22 protein-coding genes are annotated in these 18,776 nt (G+C 34.4%); 18 read left to right on the forward strand and 4 right to left on the reverse strand.

Annotated features, from left to right (window positions below; translation table 11 throughout):
* The first annotated feature begins 52 nt into the window (after positions 1-52).
* The gene (gene purD, locus ACIQ0M_RS02660; RefSeq protein WP_396149445.1) at positions 53-1,324 is read left to right on the forward strand and encodes a phosphoribosylamine--glycine ligase; all 1,272 of its coding nucleotides are present in this window, start codon (positions 53-55) and stop codon (positions 1,322-1,324) included.
* A 26-nt stretch (positions 1,325-1,350) separates the two neighbouring features.
* Here the strand turns inward: purD and ACIQ0M_RS02665 are convergent, their stop codons facing one another.
* Positions 1,351-1,581, reverse strand: a complete 231-nt coding sequence (locus tag ACIQ0M_RS02665) for a uracil phosphoribosyltransferase (RefSeq protein WP_396149447.1) — start codon at positions 1,579-1,581, stop codon at positions 1,351-1,353.
* Between the two features lie 46 nt (positions 1,582-1,627).
* Here ACIQ0M_RS02665 and ACIQ0M_RS02670 point away from each other — a divergent pair, with 46 nt between their 5' ends.
* A complete protein-coding gene (locus tag ACIQ0M_RS02670) occupies positions 1,628-2,569 on the forward strand; it encodes a hypothetical protein (protein ID WP_396149449.1) in 942 nt (313 codons plus the stop codon).
* On the opposite strand, the gene upp is transcribed toward ACIQ0M_RS02670, so the two are convergent.
* Complete coding sequence (gene upp, locus ACIQ0M_RS02675; RefSeq protein WP_396149451.1) at positions 2,564-3,217, reverse strand: uracil phosphoribosyltransferase; 654 nt, start codon at positions 3,215-3,217, stop codon at positions 2,564-2,566. The two genes, ACIQ0M_RS02670 and upp, sit on opposite strands and share 6 nt — an antisense overlap.
* Positions 3,218-3,286: 69 nt before the next feature.
* Between upp and ACIQ0M_RS02680 the strand changes: the two genes are divergently transcribed.
* Positions 3,287-3,892 (forward strand): DUF4254 domain-containing protein, encoded by a 606-nt coding sequence (locus ACIQ0M_RS02680; protein WP_396149453.1) that lies wholly within the window; start codon positions 3,287-3,289, stop codon positions 3,890-3,892.
* Positions 3,893-3,902: 10 nt separating this feature from the next.
* The gene (locus tag ACIQ0M_RS02685) at positions 3,903-4,943 is read left to right on the forward strand and encodes a glycosyltransferase family 9 protein (RefSeq protein ID WP_396149455.1); all 1,041 of its coding nucleotides are present in this window, start codon (positions 3,903-3,905) and stop codon (positions 4,941-4,943) included.
* A gap of 56 nt (positions 4,944-4,999) precedes the next feature.
* Here ACIQ0M_RS02685 and ACIQ0M_RS02690 read toward each other — a convergent pair whose 3' ends face one another.
* Entirely contained in the window at positions 5,000-5,308 is a 309-nt protein-coding gene (locus tag ACIQ0M_RS02690) for a hypothetical protein (protein ID WP_396149457.1), read from the reverse strand.
* A 71-nt stretch (positions 5,309-5,379) separates the two neighbouring features.
* Positions 5,380-6,432: a 2Fe-2S iron-sulfur cluster-binding protein gene (locus tag ACIQ0M_RS02695; protein ID WP_396149459.1), complete on the reverse strand. Its 1,053-nt coding sequence runs from the start codon at positions 6,430-6,432 to the stop codon at positions 5,380-5,382.
* A gap of 124 nt (positions 6,433-6,556) precedes the next feature.
* Between ACIQ0M_RS02695 and ACIQ0M_RS02700 the strand changes: the two genes are divergently transcribed.
* From ACIQ0M_RS02700 to atpA, 14 genes are all read left to right on the forward strand, one after another.
* Positions 6,557-6,892, forward strand: a complete 336-nt coding sequence (locus tag ACIQ0M_RS02700; RefSeq protein ID WP_396149461.1) for a PadR family transcriptional regulator — start codon at positions 6,557-6,559, stop codon at positions 6,890-6,892.
* 1 nt (position 6,893) lies between these two features.
* Positions 6,894-7,526: a hypothetical protein gene (locus ACIQ0M_RS02705; RefSeq protein WP_396149463.1), complete on the forward strand. Its 633-nt coding sequence runs from the start codon at positions 6,894-6,896 to the stop codon at positions 7,524-7,526.
* A 2-nt stretch (positions 7,527-7,528) separates the two neighbouring features.
* A complete protein-coding gene (locus ACIQ0M_RS02710; protein WP_396149465.1) occupies positions 7,529-8,227 on the forward strand; it encodes a hypothetical protein in 699 nt (232 codons plus the stop codon).
* A 75-nt stretch (positions 8,228-8,302) separates the two neighbouring features.
* On the forward strand, positions 8,303-9,775 hold the full coding sequence (locus ACIQ0M_RS02715) for a DUF5687 family protein (RefSeq protein WP_396149467.1): 1,473 nt from the start codon (positions 8,303-8,305) through the stop codon (positions 9,773-9,775).
* 41 nt (positions 9,776-9,816) lie between these two features.
* Positions 9,817-10,512 carry an ABC transporter ATP-binding protein gene (locus ACIQ0M_RS02720; protein WP_396149469.1) on the forward strand — a complete coding sequence of 232 codons (696 nt, stop codon included), beginning with the start codon at positions 9,817-9,819 and terminating at the stop codon, positions 10,510-10,512.
* A 163-nt stretch (positions 10,513-10,675) separates the two neighbouring features.
* Positions 10,676-13,534: a tetratricopeptide repeat protein gene (locus ACIQ0M_RS02725; RefSeq protein ID WP_396149471.1), complete on the forward strand. Its 2,859-nt coding sequence runs from the start codon at positions 10,676-10,678 to the stop codon at positions 13,532-13,534.
* Between the two features lie 2 nt (positions 13,535-13,536).
* A complete protein-coding gene (locus tag ACIQ0M_RS02730) occupies positions 13,537-13,944 on the forward strand; it encodes a polymer-forming cytoskeletal protein (protein ID WP_396149473.1) in 408 nt (135 codons plus the stop codon).
* Entirely contained in the window at positions 13,913-14,140 is a 228-nt protein-coding gene (locus ACIQ0M_RS02735; RefSeq protein ID WP_396149475.1) for an AtpZ/AtpI family protein, read from the forward strand. The genes ACIQ0M_RS02730 and ACIQ0M_RS02735 overlap by 32 nt, the downstream gene beginning before the upstream one ends.
* A gap of 2 nt (positions 14,141-14,142) precedes the next feature.
* The gene (locus ACIQ0M_RS02740; RefSeq protein ID WP_396149477.1) at positions 14,143-14,538 is read left to right on the forward strand and encodes a hypothetical protein; all 396 of its coding nucleotides are present in this window, start codon (positions 14,143-14,145) and stop codon (positions 14,536-14,538) included.
* A gap of 116 nt (positions 14,539-14,654) precedes the next feature.
* Positions 14,655-15,800, forward strand: a complete 1,146-nt coding sequence (gene atpB, locus ACIQ0M_RS02745; RefSeq protein ID WP_396149479.1) for a F0F1 ATP synthase subunit A — start codon at positions 14,655-14,657, stop codon at positions 15,798-15,800.
* A 33-nt stretch (positions 15,801-15,833) separates the two neighbouring features.
* On the forward strand, positions 15,834-16,022 hold the full coding sequence (atpE, locus tag ACIQ0M_RS02750; RefSeq protein ID WP_035124574.1) for an ATP synthase F0 subunit C: 189 nt from the start codon (positions 15,834-15,836) through the stop codon (positions 16,020-16,022).
* Between the two features lie 82 nt (positions 16,023-16,104).
* Positions 16,105-16,605, forward strand: a complete 501-nt coding sequence (locus ACIQ0M_RS02755; protein WP_396149481.1) for a F0F1 ATP synthase subunit B — start codon at positions 16,105-16,107, stop codon at positions 16,603-16,605.
* A gap of 5 nt (positions 16,606-16,610) precedes the next feature.
* Complete coding sequence (gene atpH / locus ACIQ0M_RS02760) at positions 16,611-17,138, forward strand: ATP synthase F1 subunit delta (protein WP_396149483.1); 528 nt, start codon at positions 16,611-16,613, stop codon at positions 17,136-17,138.
* Positions 17,139-17,161: 23 nt separating this feature from the next.
* Positions 17,162-18,739, forward strand: a complete 1,578-nt coding sequence (gene atpA / locus ACIQ0M_RS02765; RefSeq protein WP_396149485.1) for a F0F1 ATP synthase subunit alpha — start codon at positions 17,162-17,164, stop codon at positions 18,737-18,739.
* Positions 18,740-18,776 lie beyond the last annotated feature (37 nt).

Raw genomic sequence — 18,776 nt, forward strand, 5'->3', positions numbered from 1 at the left:
ACATCCAATGAACAAATTCAAACTAGGATAGGTTCATTTTAAACAACACAACATGACAATTTTACTACTTGGTTCCGGCGGACGCGAACATGCATTGGCCTGGAAAATGCTTCAAAGTTCAAAATGCTCCAAACTTTTTGTGGCTCCAGGAAATGCAGGAACTGCTTGCATTGCAACGAATATTTCGATACAAACCACCGATTTTGAATCGATTAAAGCATTCGTAATTAAAGAAAAAATTGAAATGGTTGTTGTCGGGCCTGAAGATCCTTTGGTAGCAGGAATTCTCGATTTCTTTAAAAATGATGATGAGTTAAAATCAATTCCTGTGATTGGCCCATCAAAAGAAGGAGCAAAATTGGAAGGAAGTAAAGAATATGCCAAAGAATTTCTGATAAAACACAAAATTCCTACCGCCGCTTATGATAGTTTTACAGCTTCAACAGTGGAAAAAGGATGTAAATTTTTAGAAACTTTATCGCCACCGTATGTTTTAAAAGCGGATGGTTTGGCAGCCGGAAAAGGCGTTGTGATTTTAAATGATTTAAACGAGGCAATAACCGAATTGCGAAATATGCTTGTGCATCAAAAGTTTGGAAATGCCAGTTCAAAAGTCGTTATCGAAGAATTTTTAGACGGAATTGAATTAAGTTGTTTTGTTTTAACCGATGGGAAAAATTACAAAATTCTTCCCACAGCCAAAGATTATAAACGAATTGGTGAAGGCGATACTGGTTTGAATACAGGTGGAATGGGAGCTGTTTCTCCGGTTCCATTTGCCGATGCAGTACTAATGGAAAAAATTGAAAATCGAATCGTAAAACCAACCATCGAAGGTCTCCAAAAAGACGGAATTGAATACAAAGGTTTTGTTTTCATTGGTTTAATCAATGTGAAAGGAGAACCGATGGTCATTGAGTACAATGTGCGAATGGGCGATCCGGAAACCGAAGTGGTCATGCCAAGAATTAAATCGGATTTAGTTGAATTATTTTTGGCTGTAGCCAATGAAAAGTTAGATGAAGTTTTATTAGAAATCGATTCCAGAAGTGCCACTACCATTATGGTTGTTTCAGGTGGCTATCCCGAAGATTTTGAAAAAGGTAAAACAATTACAGGAATAGAAAATGTGCAAGATTCCCTCGTTTTTCATGCGGGTACAAAACTTGATAATGGAAATATCGTTTCAAATGGCGGTCGTGTTCTAGCGTTAACTTCATATGGAAATGATTTTAAAGAAGCCATAAAAAAATCTTACCAAAATATAGAAAAACTACATTTTGATAAGATGTATTATAGAAAAGATATCGGTTTTGACCTTTAAAAAATGAAATTCGAAAAGTTAATTTCTTATTTCAAAAATGAATGAGCCGTTGTATCTTGGTTTTCTTCGTTGTTGGATTTGTGTAATTTCAATTGTTTTATCCAATAAACAATGGCAGTAGAACAGATAATCATAAACAACCAGTTAATGGTATTGGCTCCCCACCAGTTAGATAATTCCATTTCTCTGAAAAAATCGTATGGAAGAAAAAGAAAATCGACAAAAAGTGATTGAATTCCCTCGAAAAATGCTTTCATGGTATAAAGTATTATATTTACAACCACAAAAGTATAAAATATCCGTATGATTGCAAGTGTTTTTAGTAAATCAAGACCATTTAATTATATTTTAGTTTCCAGTTTATTGGTTTTGTGCTATTTTATCTATCAAATCCAAACGGTTGAAGTTACTTCTATCACTTCATTTTCATGGTTGGAAGGAGTACAAAAAAGTGTAATTTTATTTCTATTGGTAGCTTCTCTTTTTATCACCAATTTTATCACAAAACGAAACGGATTGAGCAAAGACAATAGCTTTTCGGCTCTTTTCTTTGTTTCTTTTCTGTTGTTCATTCCTTCAGCTTTTGATGATTTCAAAATAGTGCTCTCCTCTTTTTTTATTTTGTTGGCTATGCGAAGGCTGATTTCGATGAAATCACTACTCACACCAAAAGAAAAAATATTTGATGCTTCGTTATGGATTTTTATTGCCGCATTGTTTCATTTTTGGAGTATTTTATTCATTTTTATTGTTTTTGTCTCCATCATTTTTCACGTTTCAGGGGATTATCGAAATTGGGTTTTGCCTTTTATCGCTTTTTTCACGGTAGGAATTATTTTTATATTCTTTTCGTTAGTAATAAACAAAGAATGGTTAGATGTGGTGTGGAATCAAACCGGAACAGATTTTGAATTTTATTATTTAGAAAAATCAGCCAGCAATGCTGCCTTGGTTTTATATGCTCTTTTTTCAATCGTTTTTCTAATTTCAATGCTATTCACATTGTCAAAACGGCCAATAATTATGTTGGCTTCCTATAAAAAAGTGATTTTTATTTTTTTAATAAGTGTCTTGATTTACATAGTTTCTCCCGAAAAAAGCAACACATTGCTTCTTTTTGGACTTATGCCCGCTTCCATCTTAGCAACCGGTTTTATTGAGATAAGCAGAGATACTGTTTTAAAAGAAATTGTGACAGGAGCTGTTTTAGCAATCGGAATTTTGCTTTTTATCTTTCAACTATAATTTTACCCCATAAGCCAAATCGCCCGCATCCCCCAAACCGGGAACAATATAGTTTTTTTCGTTAAGTTTTTCGTCCAAAGCCGCGACCCATAAATGACAATTAGAAGGGAGATTTTGTTCTAAATAAGCTATACCTTCAGGAGCGGCAATGACTACCGCAATGTGAATTTCTTTCGGTTTTTGTTCTAAATGCAATTTATTTAAAACTGCCACAATCGATTGTCCGGTAGCTAACATCGGATCAATTAAAATTAATGTCTTGCTTTCAAAGGAAGGTGCCGCTTGGTATTCAACCAAAATATCAAAATAATCATCATTGTTCGGATGGTGACGATAAGCTGAAACAAATCCGTTTTCGGCATTATCAAAAATGTTCATAAAACCAGTATGCAATGCCAAACCGGCTCTCAAAATAGAACACAAAACCACATGGTCTTCCAACGCAGTAGTTTTCTTGATGCCAAGCGGTGTTTGTACTTCTATTGGAACATAAGGAAGCGTTTTGCTTAATTCATAGGCCATGATTTCGCCAATGCGTTCAATATTTTTTCTAAAACGCATGCTGTCTTTTTGCACGGAAATATCTCTTATTTGTGCCAAAAAATGATTTAGAATGCTATTTTGTTCCGAAATATAATGAAGATGCATAAACGTTTTGGTTTTGAATTAGTTTGATAAAGGTATAAAAAGTATATTTGTATTTTAAAATTTATGACTATGTTTTCACAATTTGCCTTTTCTGTTTTTGAACAAAGTATAGCCGATTATCACGTGCATGACAATGTATATCAACTGGTTAACAACCCCTATCCGAAGGATAAAATCGAGCATTTATTATATGCAAAAAACTGGGTTGACACGGTACAATGGCATTTTGAAGACATCATTCGCGACCCACAAATTGATCCGGTAGCCGCATTAGATTTAAAGCGAAAAATCGATGCGTCTAATCAAGTTCGTACGGACATGGTGGAATATATTGACAGTTATTTTCTTCTAAAATACAAAGACATTCAGTTGAAAGCCGATGCTAAAATTAATACCGAAAGTCCAGCCTGGGCAATCGACCGTCTTTCTATTTTGGCTTTAAAAATTTATCACATGAGCGAAGAAGCCCATAGAATTGAAGCTTCACCTGAACACAGAGCGAAGTGTCAAGAAAAATTAAACATTCTGTTGGAACAAAAAAGCGATATGTTTTCCTCAATCGATCAATTGTTGAAAGACATCGAAAGCGGAGACAAATTCATGAAAGTGTACAAACAAATGAAAATGTACAATGATGAAGAATTGAATCCGGTTTTGTATCAAAATAAAAAATAGTCATCAATTGATGTCTAAACCAAAACACATATTGGTAATAAGGCTTTCGGCTATGGGAGATGTCGCTATGACAGTTCCTGTGTTGAGAGCCTTAGTTTTTCAACATACAGAAGTAAAAATCACTGTTGTTTCCCGACCATTCTTTAAACCGTTTTTCGACGGAATTCCGAATGTCAATTTCTTTGCAGTTGATTTACAAAATCGCCACAAAGGATTTTTCGGATTACTTCGATTATTTTCGGATTTGAAAAAATTGGATATTGATGTGGTTGCTGATTTGCATAATGTTCTTAGATCTAAAGTTGTCCGAAGTTTATTCGCTTTAAGCCGAAAAAAAGTGGCGTTTACAGACAAAGGAAGAGCCGAAAAAAAAGCACTAACAAGATTAGAAAATAAGGTTTTTAAACCGGTAAAATCAATGGTTGAAAGACACACGGAAACATTCAAAGAACTCGGATTTTCAATTGATTTAGCAAATCCACAGTTTCCAACTAAAGCTATTTTATCAGATGAAATTCTGAAAATAACCGGCATTAAATCACAAAAATGGCTCGGGATTGCACCTTTTGCTCAATACCAAAGCAAAGTATATCCACTCGATTTAATGCAAAAAGTGATTGATGAATTGGCTACAATTAATTCAGTCAAAATTTTCCTTTTTGGTGGTGGAAACGAAGAAATTCAGAAATTAAATCAACTTCAAAATAGTCATTCAAACGTAATCGTCTTAGCCGTAAAATTAAAATTTAATCAAGAACTAGAAGTGATTTCTAACTTAGATGTTATGCTTTCCATGGATTCCGGAAATGCTCATATCGCTGCGATGTTGGGTATAAAAGTCATCACAGTTTGGGGAGCTACTCATCCTTTTGCCGGATTTTCCCCATTCAATCAACCGTTGGAAAATTGCATTGTTTCTAATCGAGAGAAATATCCGCTTTTGCCAACTTCCATTTATGGTAATAAAAAAGTGGAAGGTTATGAAGATGTGATGAGAAGTATAGAACCGGAGAAAATAGTGTTCAGTGTTCAGTCGCAGTTGGGAGTTTAGTGCTCAGTGTTCAGTTTTTAGTGCTCAGTCGCAGTTTTCAGTCGCAGTCTTTTAGCTTACAAGTAAATTTTATTGTCTTTGCAAATCTCCAAAATATACGTTTTTAAGTTTGAAATCGCATCAGCATAATTAGGAGCTTCATAACCAAATCGTTCGTGTTCCAACTGTTCTTTTTCCATCGCATTACAACCTTTAATGACTTCGCGAATCATATCGAGTAGAATAAGTTCTTTATTTTTTTCTTTTTCAAATTTGAAATCCACTAATTCATCTTCTAAACGGTCACAATATTCCAAAAGCTCTTGCACTTCAGGTTCGTCCAAAAGGTCTTGAGCTTTTTTAAATATGTCCAGTTTGTTTTTCATATTCAATTACAAAAATCAAAAACAATTGCAAAAGTCAAATTTCAACCCGCAACCTTCAAACTCGCAACCAATTAAACATCATCATAATCCACAAAAATTTCATTCGATGTCGGAAGAGCTTGACACGTTAAAATCAACCCTTCGGCAATTTCACCATCGGTTAAAATGGTATTCTTTTTCATTTCGGCAGTTCCTTTGGAAATTCGGGCAATGCAACTGCTGCAAATTCCGCCTTGACAAGAATAAGGTGCATCTAAACCTTGTTTTAAAGCCGCTTCTAACAACGATTGCTTTTGCGACATTTCAAACGAAGTTTCATCCCCATCTACCAAAACCGTTATTTTTGTATGGCCTTCCAATGATTTTTGTGCTTGATTTTCAGATGAAGAAGCAGTAAATAATTCAAATTTAATATCTTTTTCTTTGATGTTATTTTCTTTTAAAACATTACTTACGGCGTTAATCATTTCTTCCGGTCCGCACAAGTAAAATTTGTCAAATTCCTTTTCTTTATGCTTGTTTTTCAAGACAAAATTTACGGTTGATTTTTCAATTCTTCCAAACAATTGATCGTCTACTTTTTGCTGACTAAAGACATAATGCACAAAAAATCTTCCAACATATTGCAATTGTAAATCGTGCAATTGGTTATAGAAAATGGTTTCATTACTTGATTTGTTTCCATAAACCAACACAAACGTACTGTTGGGTTCTTTTTCTAAAACAGTTTGCAAAATGGACATTACCGGTGTGATTCCACTTCCGGCTACAAAGGCGGCATAATTTTTTTGTCGTGACGCATCGGGTTCAAACGTAAATTTTCCTTCGGGAGTACCAACCTCTAATACTTTTCCAACCGTTAATTGCTCGTTGGCAAACTTAGAAAAATAACCATTTTTCACTTTTTTTATTGCGATACGCAACTCACCACTTTCCGGTGTGGAACAAATGGAATAAGCACGACGAATTTCATTTCCGTCTAAAGTGAGTTTTAAATTGAGATATTGACCAGCCACAAAACGATAGTTTGCCTCAAGTTCTTCCGGAACTTGGAATAATACAGAAACGGCTTCAGGTGTTTCGCGGATAATTTCTTTGACCGCTAATTTATAGAAAGTTGACATGGATTTGTTTTTTACAAAGGTAATAAACCGCAGTTTTTGAAAACAGCATATTTTTTAAAAATTTTATACATAAGTGTTTTATGTATAAGAAACTTATGTATATTTGTGTTTCAAATTCATACAAATGAAAAATTCAGCATTATACAAAGGAAGTCTCAACACCATAATAATGAAGCTTTTAGAGGAAAAAGGGCGTATGTATGGTTATGAAATCACTCAAAAAGTAAAAGCCATTACATTGGGTGAAATAAACATTACCGAAGGTGCTTTGTACCCTGCTTTACACAAACTCGAAGCAGAAGGTTTGCTGGAAGTGGAAGTAGAAAAAGTAGATAACCGCTTACGGAAATACTATAAACTTACCGAAAAAGGGAACAAAGAAACGGTAAATCGATTGGCTGAATTGGAAGAATTTATTAAGAACATGCAAAACATTGTTAATCCGAAATTGAGTTATTAAGATGAAAGCAACGACAGAAAATTTAGATTTAATAGATCGATATCTAGAACAACGAAAGCTTGATTTTTTAGATTATAAACTAGAGATTAAAGATCATATTGCATCGCAAGCAGAAGATTTATGTGAAAAACAAAATATCAATTTTGAAGATGCTTTGCCAAAAGTATTGAAAGAATGGGAGCCAAGTTTGATTTTAAAAAGTAGTATTTGGATAAGTAATAAAAACAGTTTTCCGGCTATAGTTATAAGTGGAATTAAAAAGCGTTACTTGATTTATAATAGTATTATTCTTCCGGTTATGATTGTTTTTTTTGTTTTACAATTTATTTTTAAGAATGAAATCGAAAACGAAAACACCGGCAAACTATTATTCATAGTAAGTACAAGTTTGTCCTTACTCTTGTCTGTTTTGCGTTATTTTACATTTAGGAGCAATTATCAAACGAGCTATTCTTATGAATTTATTCGAATCTACAAAATGGCAATAATGTTTTGGTGTTTTGATATGATGTTTTATTACAACTCAGGAATTACGACTATACTCTTCAAGGCAATGGTTGTTACTTATTTTCCAATTGCAATTTATAGTTTCTTTAAGCATAAGCAATTCCAAAACCGAGTAATTAATTTATAAACATGAAATTATCAGACGAGCAAATTCAAAGTCTCTACCGTTTCACCCGCGAACACTTTGTAGAACACTACGATTTACAAACCGAATTGGTCGATCATCTTTCCAATGCAATTGAAAACCAATGGCAAGAAGATCCTAACATTCCGTTTGAAGAAGCCTTGCAGAAAGAATTCAAAAAATTTGGTGTTTTTGGTTTTATGAATGTAGTAGAACAAAGACAAGCGGCTCTGAATAAGAAATATAATTGGCTAATTTGGAAGCATTTCAAAGAATATTTTACCATTCCAAAAATCATAATTACGATTTCATTAGCAGTGAGTTTATTTTATTTTTTTAAGTATGTTTTCTTCTATGAAATAATGGCTCTCGGAATGATTCTTTGGTTTGTATTGTTGATAGCGGCACTAGTTTATGAAAAGAAAAAAATTAAAAAACGTAAAACACAAACAGGGAAAAAATGGATGTTTGAAGAAATTATTTACGGATACGGCTCTTTTTCAGGGGTTTTTGTTTTTCCTCTTCATGTTATTAACGGTTTTTCAAACTATGGAAAAGGAATACCAAACGATTATATACTTTTTGGAATTAGCTTCTTTTTAGTTTCTGTTTTTTTGGCAACTTATGTTGTAACAAAGATCATTCCATCCAAAGCGGAGGAATATCTCAAACAAACTTATCCCGAATATGCTTTTTCAAATTAACTTGTAACAAAACGTTAAATGTGTAGTCAAACATTCAGATCAAAGTAGAACAATAAACACCAAACCAACCCACTTATGATAAAACGTTTTCTTTCACTCGAATGGAAGTCTTTTGTAAGAGCTGCCTCATTTCAAACTAATTTGGCTATCAAAATTTTAATGGCTTTTGGAGCACTTTACTTTTTAGTAATGTTTTTGGCATTAGGAGCAGGTTCTTATTACATAATTAAAGAAGCCACAGATTCTGAACCATTCCAAATAATAAACAAATTCATGCTTTATTATTTTGTTTTCGATTTGGTTTTTCGATTTTTTATGCAAAAAACCCCTGTGATGAACATCCGACCGTTGTTGTATATCAATATCAAAAAAGATACGATTGTCAATTATACGTTAGGAAAATCCGCCTTGTCATTTTTCAACACCATGCATTTGTTCTTTTTTATCCCGCTTGCGGTGGTTTTATTAATAGAAGGATTTGATGTTTTAGGCGTAATTACTTGGTTGGTTGGGATGATTGCAACCGTGTTAATCATCAATTTTTTAAACATTTTAATCGATAAAAAAGATGCGGTTTTTTATACTGTAGTGGTTATTTCTGCCATTTTAGGAGCGTTACATTACTATAATTTATTTGATGCTACTAATTATACTGTTTTGTTTTTCAAAGGATTGTATGATTATGCATGGATGGTAATTATTCCTATTGTTGCATTAATTTTGGTGTATAAAATAGTACACAATTTCTTCAAAAGTAATTTATACCTCGATGCCGGATTGTCAACCCAACACGAAATCGCCAAAACGCAAAACTTCGAATGGCTAGACCAATTCGGAACATTAGGAACGTTTCTAAAAAATGATATTCGTTTAATTACTAGAAATAAAAGAGCAAAATCAGTAATTGTCATGAGTGTTTTGTTTCTTTTCTATGGACTTTTGTTTGGTTCAGGAGCCATTGAAGTATATGACGGACCGGTATGGAAAGTATTTGGCGGAATTTTTGTCACCGGCGGATTTATGTTCAGTTTCGGACAATTTGTGCCAAGTTGGGATAGTTCATATTACAACTTAATGATGAGTCAAAACATTCAATACCGCGAATATTTGAGTTCAAAATGGTGGTTGATGGTTATCGTGACATTAATCGCAGCAGTTTGTGCCAGTTTTTACCTTTATTTTGGATGGCAATCCTACTTATTAATTTTAGTAACAGCACTTTACAATATTGGAATTAATGCCTACATCGTTTTGTTGGCAGGAGCTTACACGAAAACCCCAATCGATTTAATGAGCAATAAAAATGCGTTTGGCGATAAAAAAGCATTTAATTTTAAAACGTTATTGTTAGTTATTCCACAAATTCTGGTTCCATTAGGATTATATTATTTAGGCGTTTTGTTTTTTGATGAAGTAATCGGACTTGGATTTATTGCCTTAGCCGGGATTTTAGGATTTGCCTTTAAATCAAAAGTATTTAACTGGATCGAAAACATCTACAAAACTCAAAAATACGAGACCATCGCAGCATACAAACAGAAAAACTAAAAACGTAATACTATTTTCCAATCACTCATAACTAAATTATCATGATACAAGTAAAAAACCTTAGCAAATCCTACAACGGAACTACCGTTTTAAATATAAATGAACTAGAAATTCCAAAAGGGCAAAGTTTCGGACTAGTGGGAAATAACGGAGCCGGGAAAACTACTTTTTTCAGTTTGTTGTTAGATTTGATTCAGCCTTCAACAGGAATGATTACGAGCAATTCGGTTCAAATCAACACCAGCGAAAAATGGAAACCGTTTACATCCGCATTTATTGATGAAAGTTTTTTGATCGGTTATTTAACACCGGAAGAATATTTCTATTTTATTGGTGAACTTCGCGGTTGGAACAAAGCCGATGTAGATAGCTTTTTGGTAAAATATGAAGACTTTTTCAATGGTGAAATCTTGAAAAATAAAAAATACTTACGTGATCTTTCCAAAGGAAATTCTAAAAAAGTAGGTATTGTTGCAGCGTTAATTGGTGAACCGGAAGTAATTATTTTAGACGAACCTTTTGCAAACTTAGATCCAACTACTCAAATACGATTAAAAAAAATCATCAAAGAATTGGCCGATGATCCTTCGGTAACCATTTTGGTTTCCAGTCACGATTTACAACACACGGTTGAAGTTTCCAACCGAATTGTAGCCTTACAAAAAGGTGAAGTAGTGCTTGATTTGGTTCCATCCTCAGAAACATTAAAAGAACTAGAGGCGTTTTTTGCCGCCTAATTCACTAAGAAGTAACCCTCATTTCACGATTTTCTTTTCGTGGAATGAGGTTTATAAACAAAAAAACCGCAATATTTTTCTCTATTTCAAAAAGAAACGTATTTTTACCCTTGCGATATACTAAATTCATTAGTTTTTAGTTATGCCTTTAAACGTTTTTATTTTGAAATCCATTACTTTAAAATATTTTATTTTCTTTCTTGCCACTACTGTTTTTATAGCTTGTTCCACCAAAAAGGATAAGTTTGTGAACCGTAATTTTCAGGCGTTAAACACAGAATATAACGTTTTGTTCAACGGTGAACTAGCTCTTCAGGCCGGTTTGAATGAAGTCCGAGATACCTACAAGGACAATTTTTGGGAAATTCTTCCCATCGAACGCATGCAAACGGAGGAGGAGGCCATCTTACCCGGACAAAAAGCCAAGAATGCAAATTTTGAAAAAGCAGAAGAAAAAGCAACCAAAGCCATTCAAAAACGCTCCATGTTAATCGGCGGAAGTGAAAAAAATCCACAGATGGATGAAGCACATTTATTACTTGGAAAATCCAGGTATTATGACCAAAGATTTATCCCCGCATTAGAAGCTTTCAATTATATTTTATATAAAAGCCCGGCCAGCGATAAAATTTACGAAGCTAAAATTTGGCGAGAAAAGACGAATGTCCGTTTAGAAAATGATGCATTGGCAGTAAATAATCTAACTAAGCTACTAAAAGAAATTAAATTCAAAGACCAGATTTTTGCCGATGCGAATGCTACTTTAGCCCAAGCTTTTTTAAATTTAGAACAAAAAGACAGTGCAATTTCCAGACTGCGATTAGCAACAAAATTTACCCAAAAAGACGAAGAAGAAGCCCGATATAAGTTCATTCTGGGTCAATTATTTGAATCGATTGAAGAAAAAGATAGTGCTTTTGCCTACTACCAATCGGTGATTGATATGAAAAGAAAATCGCCCAAGCGTTACACAATTCAAGCCCATTCGAAACAAATTCAACAATATGATGTGGTAAAAGGAGACACAATTGTTCTTTTTGAACGATTTACAAAACTCTTTGAAGACAGAGAAAATCGTCCGTATCTTGATGTTTTATACCATCAGAAAGCATTGGTTTATGAACGCTTAAAACAACCGGATAATGCTATAAAAAACTATAACAAATCGCTAAAAGCCCAGTCTTTAGACAATTATTTATTGGCTTCTAACTATCGTAATTTGGGCGAGATTTACTTTTATAAAGCCAAATACCAAACCGCTGGACATTACTATGATAGCACCTTGGCTTTATTAAAACCCAGAACACGCGAGTTTAATGCTTTCAAAAAGAAACGTGACAACTTGGAAGATGTAATCAAATACGAGGGAATTGCCCAACGAAATGATAGCATTCTAAATGTTGCTTCCCTTTCAAAAGAAGATAAAATAGCATTTTTTGAAGATTACATTTCAAAACTGAAAAAGAAAGAAGAAGAATCAGAAAAATTAGCCAAAGAAGAAGCGGAAAGAGCAGAGATAGCGGCTTCAAATCTTCAAAATTCTAAAGACCTTTCCATAAGTAATCGCAATAGTATTGGTAATCCATCATTAACATCTAATCCCGCTGGTGGTTTTTCCGGAGATTCCAAATTCTATTTTTATAACCAAACTACAGTGGATTTTGGTAAAAGAGAATTTGCCAAAACATGGGGAAAAAGAGCATCTGAAGGCAATTGGAGATTGTCTTCAAATAAGTTTTTCAAATCAAAAGAAGAGGATGAAGATGATCAAAAAGAAGAGGATGTTTTAGCATCAAAAGAAGCTGAACCAAAATATTCACCCGATTTTTATATCGCTCAACTACCCACTGCCAAAACTGACTTAGACAGTATTGCCAAAGAAAGGAATTTTGCCTACTACCAATTGGGTGTGATTTATAAAGAAAAATTCAAAGAATACCAATTGGCCTCCGACCGATTAGAAATTTTATTGCGAAGCAAACCCGAAGAACGTTTGGTTTTGCCGGCAATGTATAATTTGTATAAAATTTACGAAATTACTGATCCGGCTAAAGCATTGGCTATGAAAGATAAAATCATCAAGCAGTTTCCGGATTCCCGATATGCACAAATATTATCCAAAGCGGGAACTTCGGCAGAAAACTTAATTGATGACCCTGAAATTGTGTATAAAAACCTCTATAAATCGTATGAAAAAGGAGAGTATAGAGAAGTTGCAGCCAACACTGATTTTGCTATTGAAAAATTTGCCGGCGATGAGATCATGCCTAAACTTGAGCTACTGAAATCGAAAATTACTGCCAAAATCAAAGGATTGGCAGAATATAAAAAAGGATTAAATTATGTGGCGTTAACCTATCCGAACTCCGACGAAGGGAAAGATGCCGAAGAACTATTATACGACAACATTCCGTATTTAGAAAGTTTGTATTTTGATCAAGCAGAACCAACCAGTTTTAAAGTGCTTTATCATGCAGACAATTTAGAAGATAAAAAAGTAAAAACACTAGTCGAAAAAATTACCAAGTTCATTAAAGAAAGAAATCAATCGCAATTAACCACTTCTATTGATTTGTATACCATGGAAAAAAACTTTTTTGTGATTCATGGATTACGAGATGAAGAATATGCTAAAGGCGTAGTTTCTATCTTAAAAGAGTTTAAAGATTATAAAATCGCCGAACAAGCTATTGTTATTTCCTCTGAAAATTACAAAATTGTTCAGATGAAAAAGAATTTAGATGAATACCTTGACCCTAGTCTTCGGGTAATTCCACCGGCCTATACACCAAAACCAAAGCGAACGAAAGAGAAAGAGGAACGACCACAGGTTGTTATTCCTGCACAGAATCCGATATTGCCCCCTACGCAAACTAAAGGAACAATGCAACCACCTTCGGGCAATGATCCGCAAACGGCACCAAAAAGCAAAACGAATTCCAGGGATAGCCAAATTAATGCTCAGGAAACCAGGTCTGCCATCATGCCACCATCCGAAGGAGGAAACCCTAAAAAAGGATAGTTATGTTTAAAAAAGACTCAAAATCATATACCGACTTACTGGGAAAAACCAATAGAATTGTGGAAGGCACAATTATTAAAGGCGACATTACCACAGCTGCAGATTTTAGATTAGACGGTCATCTCATTGGGAATTTTCATTCCAAAGGAAAAATTGTAATTGGTCCAAGTGGAATGGTAAAAGGCGATATTGTATGTAAAAATGCCGACATAGAAGGTAAGTTTGAAGGTAAAATACAAGTTTCTGAAATTTTAAGCCTAAAATCAAAAGCGATAATTCATGGCGAAGTGATTTGTGGAAAACTAGCTGTAGAACCCGGAGCCGAATTCAGTGCTTCGTGTGTCATGAAACCCAACGTAAAAACGTTACCCGCTCAAAATGAATCCGGAACCGAAGAAAAAACCGCTTAATAAATGGTTGCAATTAATCAATATTCCTATTCAAATGGGAGTCGTGATTTTTCTTTTTGCTTATTTCGGAAAATGGTTAGATGAACATTATCAAAATTTAAATAGTCCAAACGCTAAAATTTTCACCATGATTGGCGTTTTTTTAGCTCTTTATAATGTTATTCGTCAAGTCAATCAGCTCAATAAAGAAGAATAAATATGGATTTAAAAAGACTTTGGTTTTTTTTCGGACTATTAAAATATACCATTCCGGTTTTTATTATTCATGTACTCCTTTTTCAATTACCTGATTTAAAAGCAGCCGCTCAAAACTTTTACTGGAGCATTCCGGTTTTATACCTCATTTATTTTGTCTTTTCTAAAATTATTCTTTTCCTTTTAGTACAGGTTTCAAGAAAAAATTTCGACAATGTTGGAATGACTTTTTTGGTTATCACAAGTGTAAAGTTAGCAATCACCTATTTTATTGTGCGACCAGTTTTGAACTCTACAACAGAAAACACGATCGAAAAAGCGAATTTTTTTTTCATATTCATTCTTTTTTTGGCAATTGAAACCTTGATTACGATACGATTATTGAACAAAAAACAATAATCAATCGGTTATGGTGCGTATTAATCAAAAAAAATATTTTATTACACTTGCAGAATAAAGAAAAAATGTACCTTTGCACCAAATTTTAGAAACCCTAATAGTTAAGTTTAATCAATATGGTGATTTCAAAAAAACCACTTCATTTTATAGTTGCCTTGCTAGTGTCGGTTTTACCGTTGCTATCCTCTGCAAACAATTCGGATTCTACAGCTGTTCACAAAGAAGTTGCTCATACTGAAACCGAAGGACATCACACAGAAGAGCCAAAAGATTTAAAGACTGAAATCAAAGAATACATCAATCATCACTTAATGGATAGTTATGATTTCCATTTGTTTTCTTGGGAGGATGACTCAAAAGTGGCTCATCACGTTGGTTTTCCATTACCGGTTATTTTGATTGACAATGGTGTACAGTTTTTCATGTCTTCTAAATTCCATCATGGCGAAACAGTTGCCGAAAGTAACGGGAACTTCTATAAATTATACCACGGGAAAATTTATAAAACAGACGCAGAAGGAACTATAAATTATGATGCAGAACATCATCCGACCAATGCAAAGCCGTTAGACTTTTCGATAACCAAAAACGTATTCATGATGTTAGTGGTCAGTTTACTAATGTTTTGGTTGTTTTCCAGTTTAGCAAAATCATATGCTAAAAACGGTGGAATTGCTAAAGGGGCAGGACGCTTTTTTGAGCCAATCATTTTGTACATTAGAGACGATATAGCTATTCCAAACATCGGACACAAGAATTATAAAAAATACATGAGCTATTTATTAACCATCTTTTTCTTTGTTTGGTTTTTAAATATGTTTGGATTAACACCACTAGGTGTAAACGTTACAGGTAACATTGCCATTACTGCTGGCCTTGCTATTTTAACGTATTTAATCACAACATTTACAGCGAATAAAAATTATTGGGGACATATTTTTTGGATGCCGGGAGTTCCAACACCAATGAAATTTGTACTTGCTCCAATTGAATTATTAGGAACAATCATTAAACCGTTTTCATTGATGATACGTTTGTATGCTAACATTGTTGCAGGTCACGTAGTATTGATGAGTATCATTGGTTTGATGTTTATTTTTAAAAGCTGGTTAGGAAGTAGTTTGTCTTTCTTTTTAGCTTTTGCCTTGTCTTTGTTAGAAATATTGGTTGCAGCATTGCAAGCGTATATTTTCACCATGTTATCAGCTCTGTATTTTGGAGCGGCCAATGAGGAGCACCACCATGATGAGGCTCATCATTAATAAATTGAATGTTTAATTAAATATATATACATTATGCAAATTCCAGAAATTGTAGGAGCAGGATTAATTGTTATTGGAGCAGGATTAGGTATTGGTAAAATTGGTGGTTCAGCAATGGACGCAATTGCACGTCAACCAGAAGCTTCAGGAAAAATCCAAACAGCTATGCTTATTGCAGCAGCTCTTATTGAAGGTATTGGTTTCGCGGCTTTATTCGCGTAATTAAAAATTAAGCAACAGTTGTAACGGTTGGTTATAACTGTTGTTTTTAAAAAAATTAAAATTTTCTAAATTATTGATATAAATGGATAAGTTAATAGAACAGTTTTCACTTGGTTTATTTGTTTGGATGCTTGTCATCTTTGTGGGCTTAATTTTTCTTTTGAAAAAATTTGCTTGGAAACCAATTTTAGATGCCGTTAACGAAAGAGAAGAAGGAATCAGAAATGCGTTACTTTCAGCTGAAAATGCTAAGAAAGAAATGCTTAACCTTCAATCGTCAAACGAAAAATTAGTGGCAGAGGCAAGAGCAGAACGTGACGCCATGATGAAAGAAGCTCGTGAAATCAAAGAAAAAATGATTAACGATGCAAAATCGGAAGCTCAAGCACAAGGCGAAAAAATGATTGCTCAAGCAAAAGCCGCTATCGAAAGTGAAAAAAATGCAGCCATGGCAGAATTGAAAAATCAAGTTTCTACCTTGTCATTAGAAATTGCAGAGAAAGTATTAAAAAGCGAATTATCTAACACAGAAGCTCAATCAAAATTGGTTGAAAGAATGTTGGGTGACGCAAAATTAAATTAGTCTGTATGTCAAGAGCTGCGATTAGATATGCCAAAGCGATTATAGAAAATGCTGTTGCCAACGGAAGGGTTGACGCAATCAGTCATGATATGATTTTAATCAATCAGACGGTAAGCTCAAACGAAGAGTTGAAACAGTTTTTAAGTAGCCCGGTCGTAAAACCTCAAGCAAAATTTGACGCCATAACCGAAGTTTTTGCTTCAGTTCAGCCGGATACAAAAGGGTTGTTTTTGTTGCTTAAGGAAAACAAACGTTTTGAACTTTTGGGTGAAATAGCTCAGCAATACAAAGTGCAACACGATGTGCTAAACGGAATTGAAGAAGCTCATGTAACCACGGCTTTCCCAATTACACCGGAGTTAGAATCGAAAGTTTTGGTAAAAATAAAAGAGTTTTCAAATAAAAAGATTACCCTAATAAACACAGTAGATTCATCCATCATTGGAGGATTTGTTTTGCGAATTGGGGATCAACAATACAATGCATCTGTTTCCAGCAGACTGCAACAATTAAAGAGAGAGTTTAGTAATTAATATTCCAATAAAGATATAAAACAATGGCGGAAATTAAACCTGCTGAAATTTCAGCAATATTAAAAAAACAATTATCTGATTTCGAATCAGGTGCATCGTTAGAGGAAGTAGGAACAGTACTTCAAGTGGGAGACGGTATTGCTCGTGTTTACGGGTTATCAAATGCTCAATACGGAGAGTTAGTACAATTCGACAACGGATTGGAGGCAATCGTATTAAACTTGGAAGAAGACAATGTGGGGGTAGTATTGTTAGGTCCTTCGACAGGTATTAAAGAAGGTTCTACCGTAAAAAGAACACAACGTATCGCTTCCCTAAAAGTAGGTGAGCAAATGGTAGGTCGTGTGGTTGATACGTTAGGTTTTCCAATTGATGGTAAAGGACCAATCGGTGGAGATCTTTATGAAATGCCATTGGAAAGAAAAGCTCCCGGAGTAATTTTCCGTCAACCGGTAACTGAACCTTTGCAAACAGGTATCAAATCAATTGATGCAATGATTCCGGTAGGAAGAGGTCAACGTGAGTTGGTTATTGGTGACCGTCAAACCGGTAAAACGACCGTTTGTATCGATACCATTTTAAATCAAAAAGAATTTTATGATGCAGGTCAACCAGTGTTTTGTATCTATGTTGCCATTGGACAAAAAGCGTCAACGGTTGCAGGAATTGCTAAAACATTAGAAGACAAAGGAGCAATGGCTTATACGGTTATTGTGGCAGCAAACGCTTCAGATCCTGCACCAATGCAAGTATATGCTCCATTTGCCGGAGCAGCTATCGGAGAATATTTCCGTGATTCAGGTCGTCCGGCTTTAATTATCTATGACGATTTGTCTAAACAAGCAGTAGCTTACCGTGAGGTTTCTCTTTTATTAAGAAGACCACCGGGACGTGAGGCATATCCTGGAGACGTTTTCTACCTTCACTCAAGATTATTAGAAAGAGCGGCAAAAGTAATTGCCGATGATGATATTGCTAAAAACATGAACGACTTACCGGATTCTTTACGTCCTATCGTAAGAGGTGGAGGTTCATTAACGGCTTTACCAATCATTGAAACACAAGCAGGTGACGTTTCGGCGTATATTCCAACGAACGTAATTTCGATTACAGACGGTCAGATTTTCTTGGATGGTGATTTGTTTAACTCAGGGGTTCGTCCGGCTATTAACGTCGGTATTTCGGTATCACGTGTAGGAGGTAATGCTCAGATTAAATCAATGAAAAAAGTATCGGGTACGTTGAAATTGGATCAAGCTCAATTCCGTGAATTGGAAGCGTTCGCAAAATTTGGTTCAGATTTGGATGCCGTTACGTTAAACGTAATTGAAAAAGGAAGAAGAAACGTTGAAATTTTAAAACAAGCTGTAAATGATCCGTATACAGTGGAAGATCAAGTTGCAATTATCTATGCAGGTTCTAAAAACTTGTTGAGAAATGTTCCTGTAAATAAAGTAAAAGAATTCGAAAGAGATTACTTAGAATACTTGAATAACAAACACAGAGATACATTAAACGCTCTAAAAGCAGGTAAATTCACAGATGAAATTACTGATGTTTTAGACCGTGCAGCGAAAGAAGTTTCAGCGAAATATAACTAAACTAGTAATTGGTAATTAGTGATTAGTAATTAGCCTT

The organism is Flavobacterium sp. (assembly GCF_044339515.1).
Taxonomy (GTDB): domain Bacteria; phylum Bacteroidota; class Bacteroidia; order Flavobacteriales; family Flavobacteriaceae; genus Flavobacterium.

Coding starts and splice junctions, on each gene's coding strand:
- atpH (WP_396149483.1), top strand. CDS start 16,611: ATGTCAAGAGCTGCGATTAGATATGCCAAAGCGATTATAGAAAATGCT.
- ACIQ0M_RS02705 (WP_396149463.1), top strand. CDS start 6,894: ATGAAAGCAACGACAGAAAATTTAGATTTAATAGATCGATATCTAGAA.
- ACIQ0M_RS02685 (WP_396149455.1), top strand. CDS start 3,903: ATGTCTAAACCAAAACACATATTGGTAATAAGGCTTTCGGCTATGGGA.
- ACIQ0M_RS02740 (WP_396149477.1), top strand. CDS start 14,143: ATGGATTTAAAAAGACTTTGGTTTTTTTTCGGACTATTAAAATATACC.
- ACIQ0M_RS02735 (WP_396149475.1), top strand. CDS start 13,913: ATGAATCCGGAACCGAAGAAAAAACCGCTTAATAAATGGTTGCAATTA.
- atpA (WP_396149485.1), top strand. CDS start 17,162: ATGGCGGAAATTAAACCTGCTGAAATTTCAGCAATATTAAAAAAACAA.
- ACIQ0M_RS02720 (WP_396149469.1), top strand. CDS start 9,817: ATGATACAAGTAAAAAACCTTAGCAAATCCTACAACGGAACTACCGTT.
- ACIQ0M_RS02695 (WP_396149459.1), bottom strand. CDS start 6,432: ATGTCAACTTTCTATAAATTAGCGGTCAAAGAAATTATCCGCGAAACA.
- ACIQ0M_RS02680 (WP_396149453.1), top strand. CDS start 3,287: ATGTTTTCACAATTTGCCTTTTCTGTTTTTGAACAAAGTATAGCCGAT.
- atpE (WP_035124574.1), top strand. CDS start 15,834: ATGCAAATTCCAGAAATTGTAGGAGCAGGATTAATTGTTATTGGAGCA.
- ACIQ0M_RS02670 (WP_396149449.1), top strand. CDS start 1,628: ATGATTGCAAGTGTTTTTAGTAAATCAAGACCATTTAATTATATTTTA.
- atpB (WP_396149479.1), top strand. CDS start 14,655: ATGGTGATTTCAAAAAAACCACTTCATTTTATAGTTGCCTTGCTAGTG.
- purD (WP_396149445.1), top strand. CDS start 53: ATGACAATTTTACTACTTGGTTCCGGCGGACGCGAACATGCATTGGCC.
- upp (WP_396149451.1), bottom strand. CDS start 3,217: ATGCATCTTCATTATATTTCGGAACAAAATAGCATTCTAAATCATTTT.
- ACIQ0M_RS02665 (WP_396149447.1), bottom strand. CDS start 1,581: ATGAAAGCATTTTTCGAGGGAATTCAATCACTTTTTGTCGATTTTCTT.
- ACIQ0M_RS02755 (WP_396149481.1), top strand. CDS start 16,105: ATGGATAAGTTAATAGAACAGTTTTCACTTGGTTTATTTGTTTGGATG.
- ACIQ0M_RS02710 (WP_396149465.1), top strand. CDS start 7,529: ATGAAATTATCAGACGAGCAAATTCAAAGTCTCTACCGTTTCACCCGC.
- ACIQ0M_RS02690 (WP_396149457.1), bottom strand. CDS start 5,308: ATGAAAAACAAACTGGACATATTTAAAAAAGCTCAAGACCTTTTGGAC.
- ACIQ0M_RS02700 (WP_396149461.1), top strand. CDS start 6,557: ATGAAAAATTCAGCATTATACAAAGGAAGTCTCAACACCATAATAATG.
- ACIQ0M_RS02730 (WP_396149473.1), top strand. CDS start 13,537: ATGTTTAAAAAAGACTCAAAATCATATACCGACTTACTGGGAAAAACC.
- ACIQ0M_RS02715 (WP_396149467.1), top strand. CDS start 8,303: ATGATAAAACGTTTTCTTTCACTCGAATGGAAGTCTTTTGTAAGAGCT.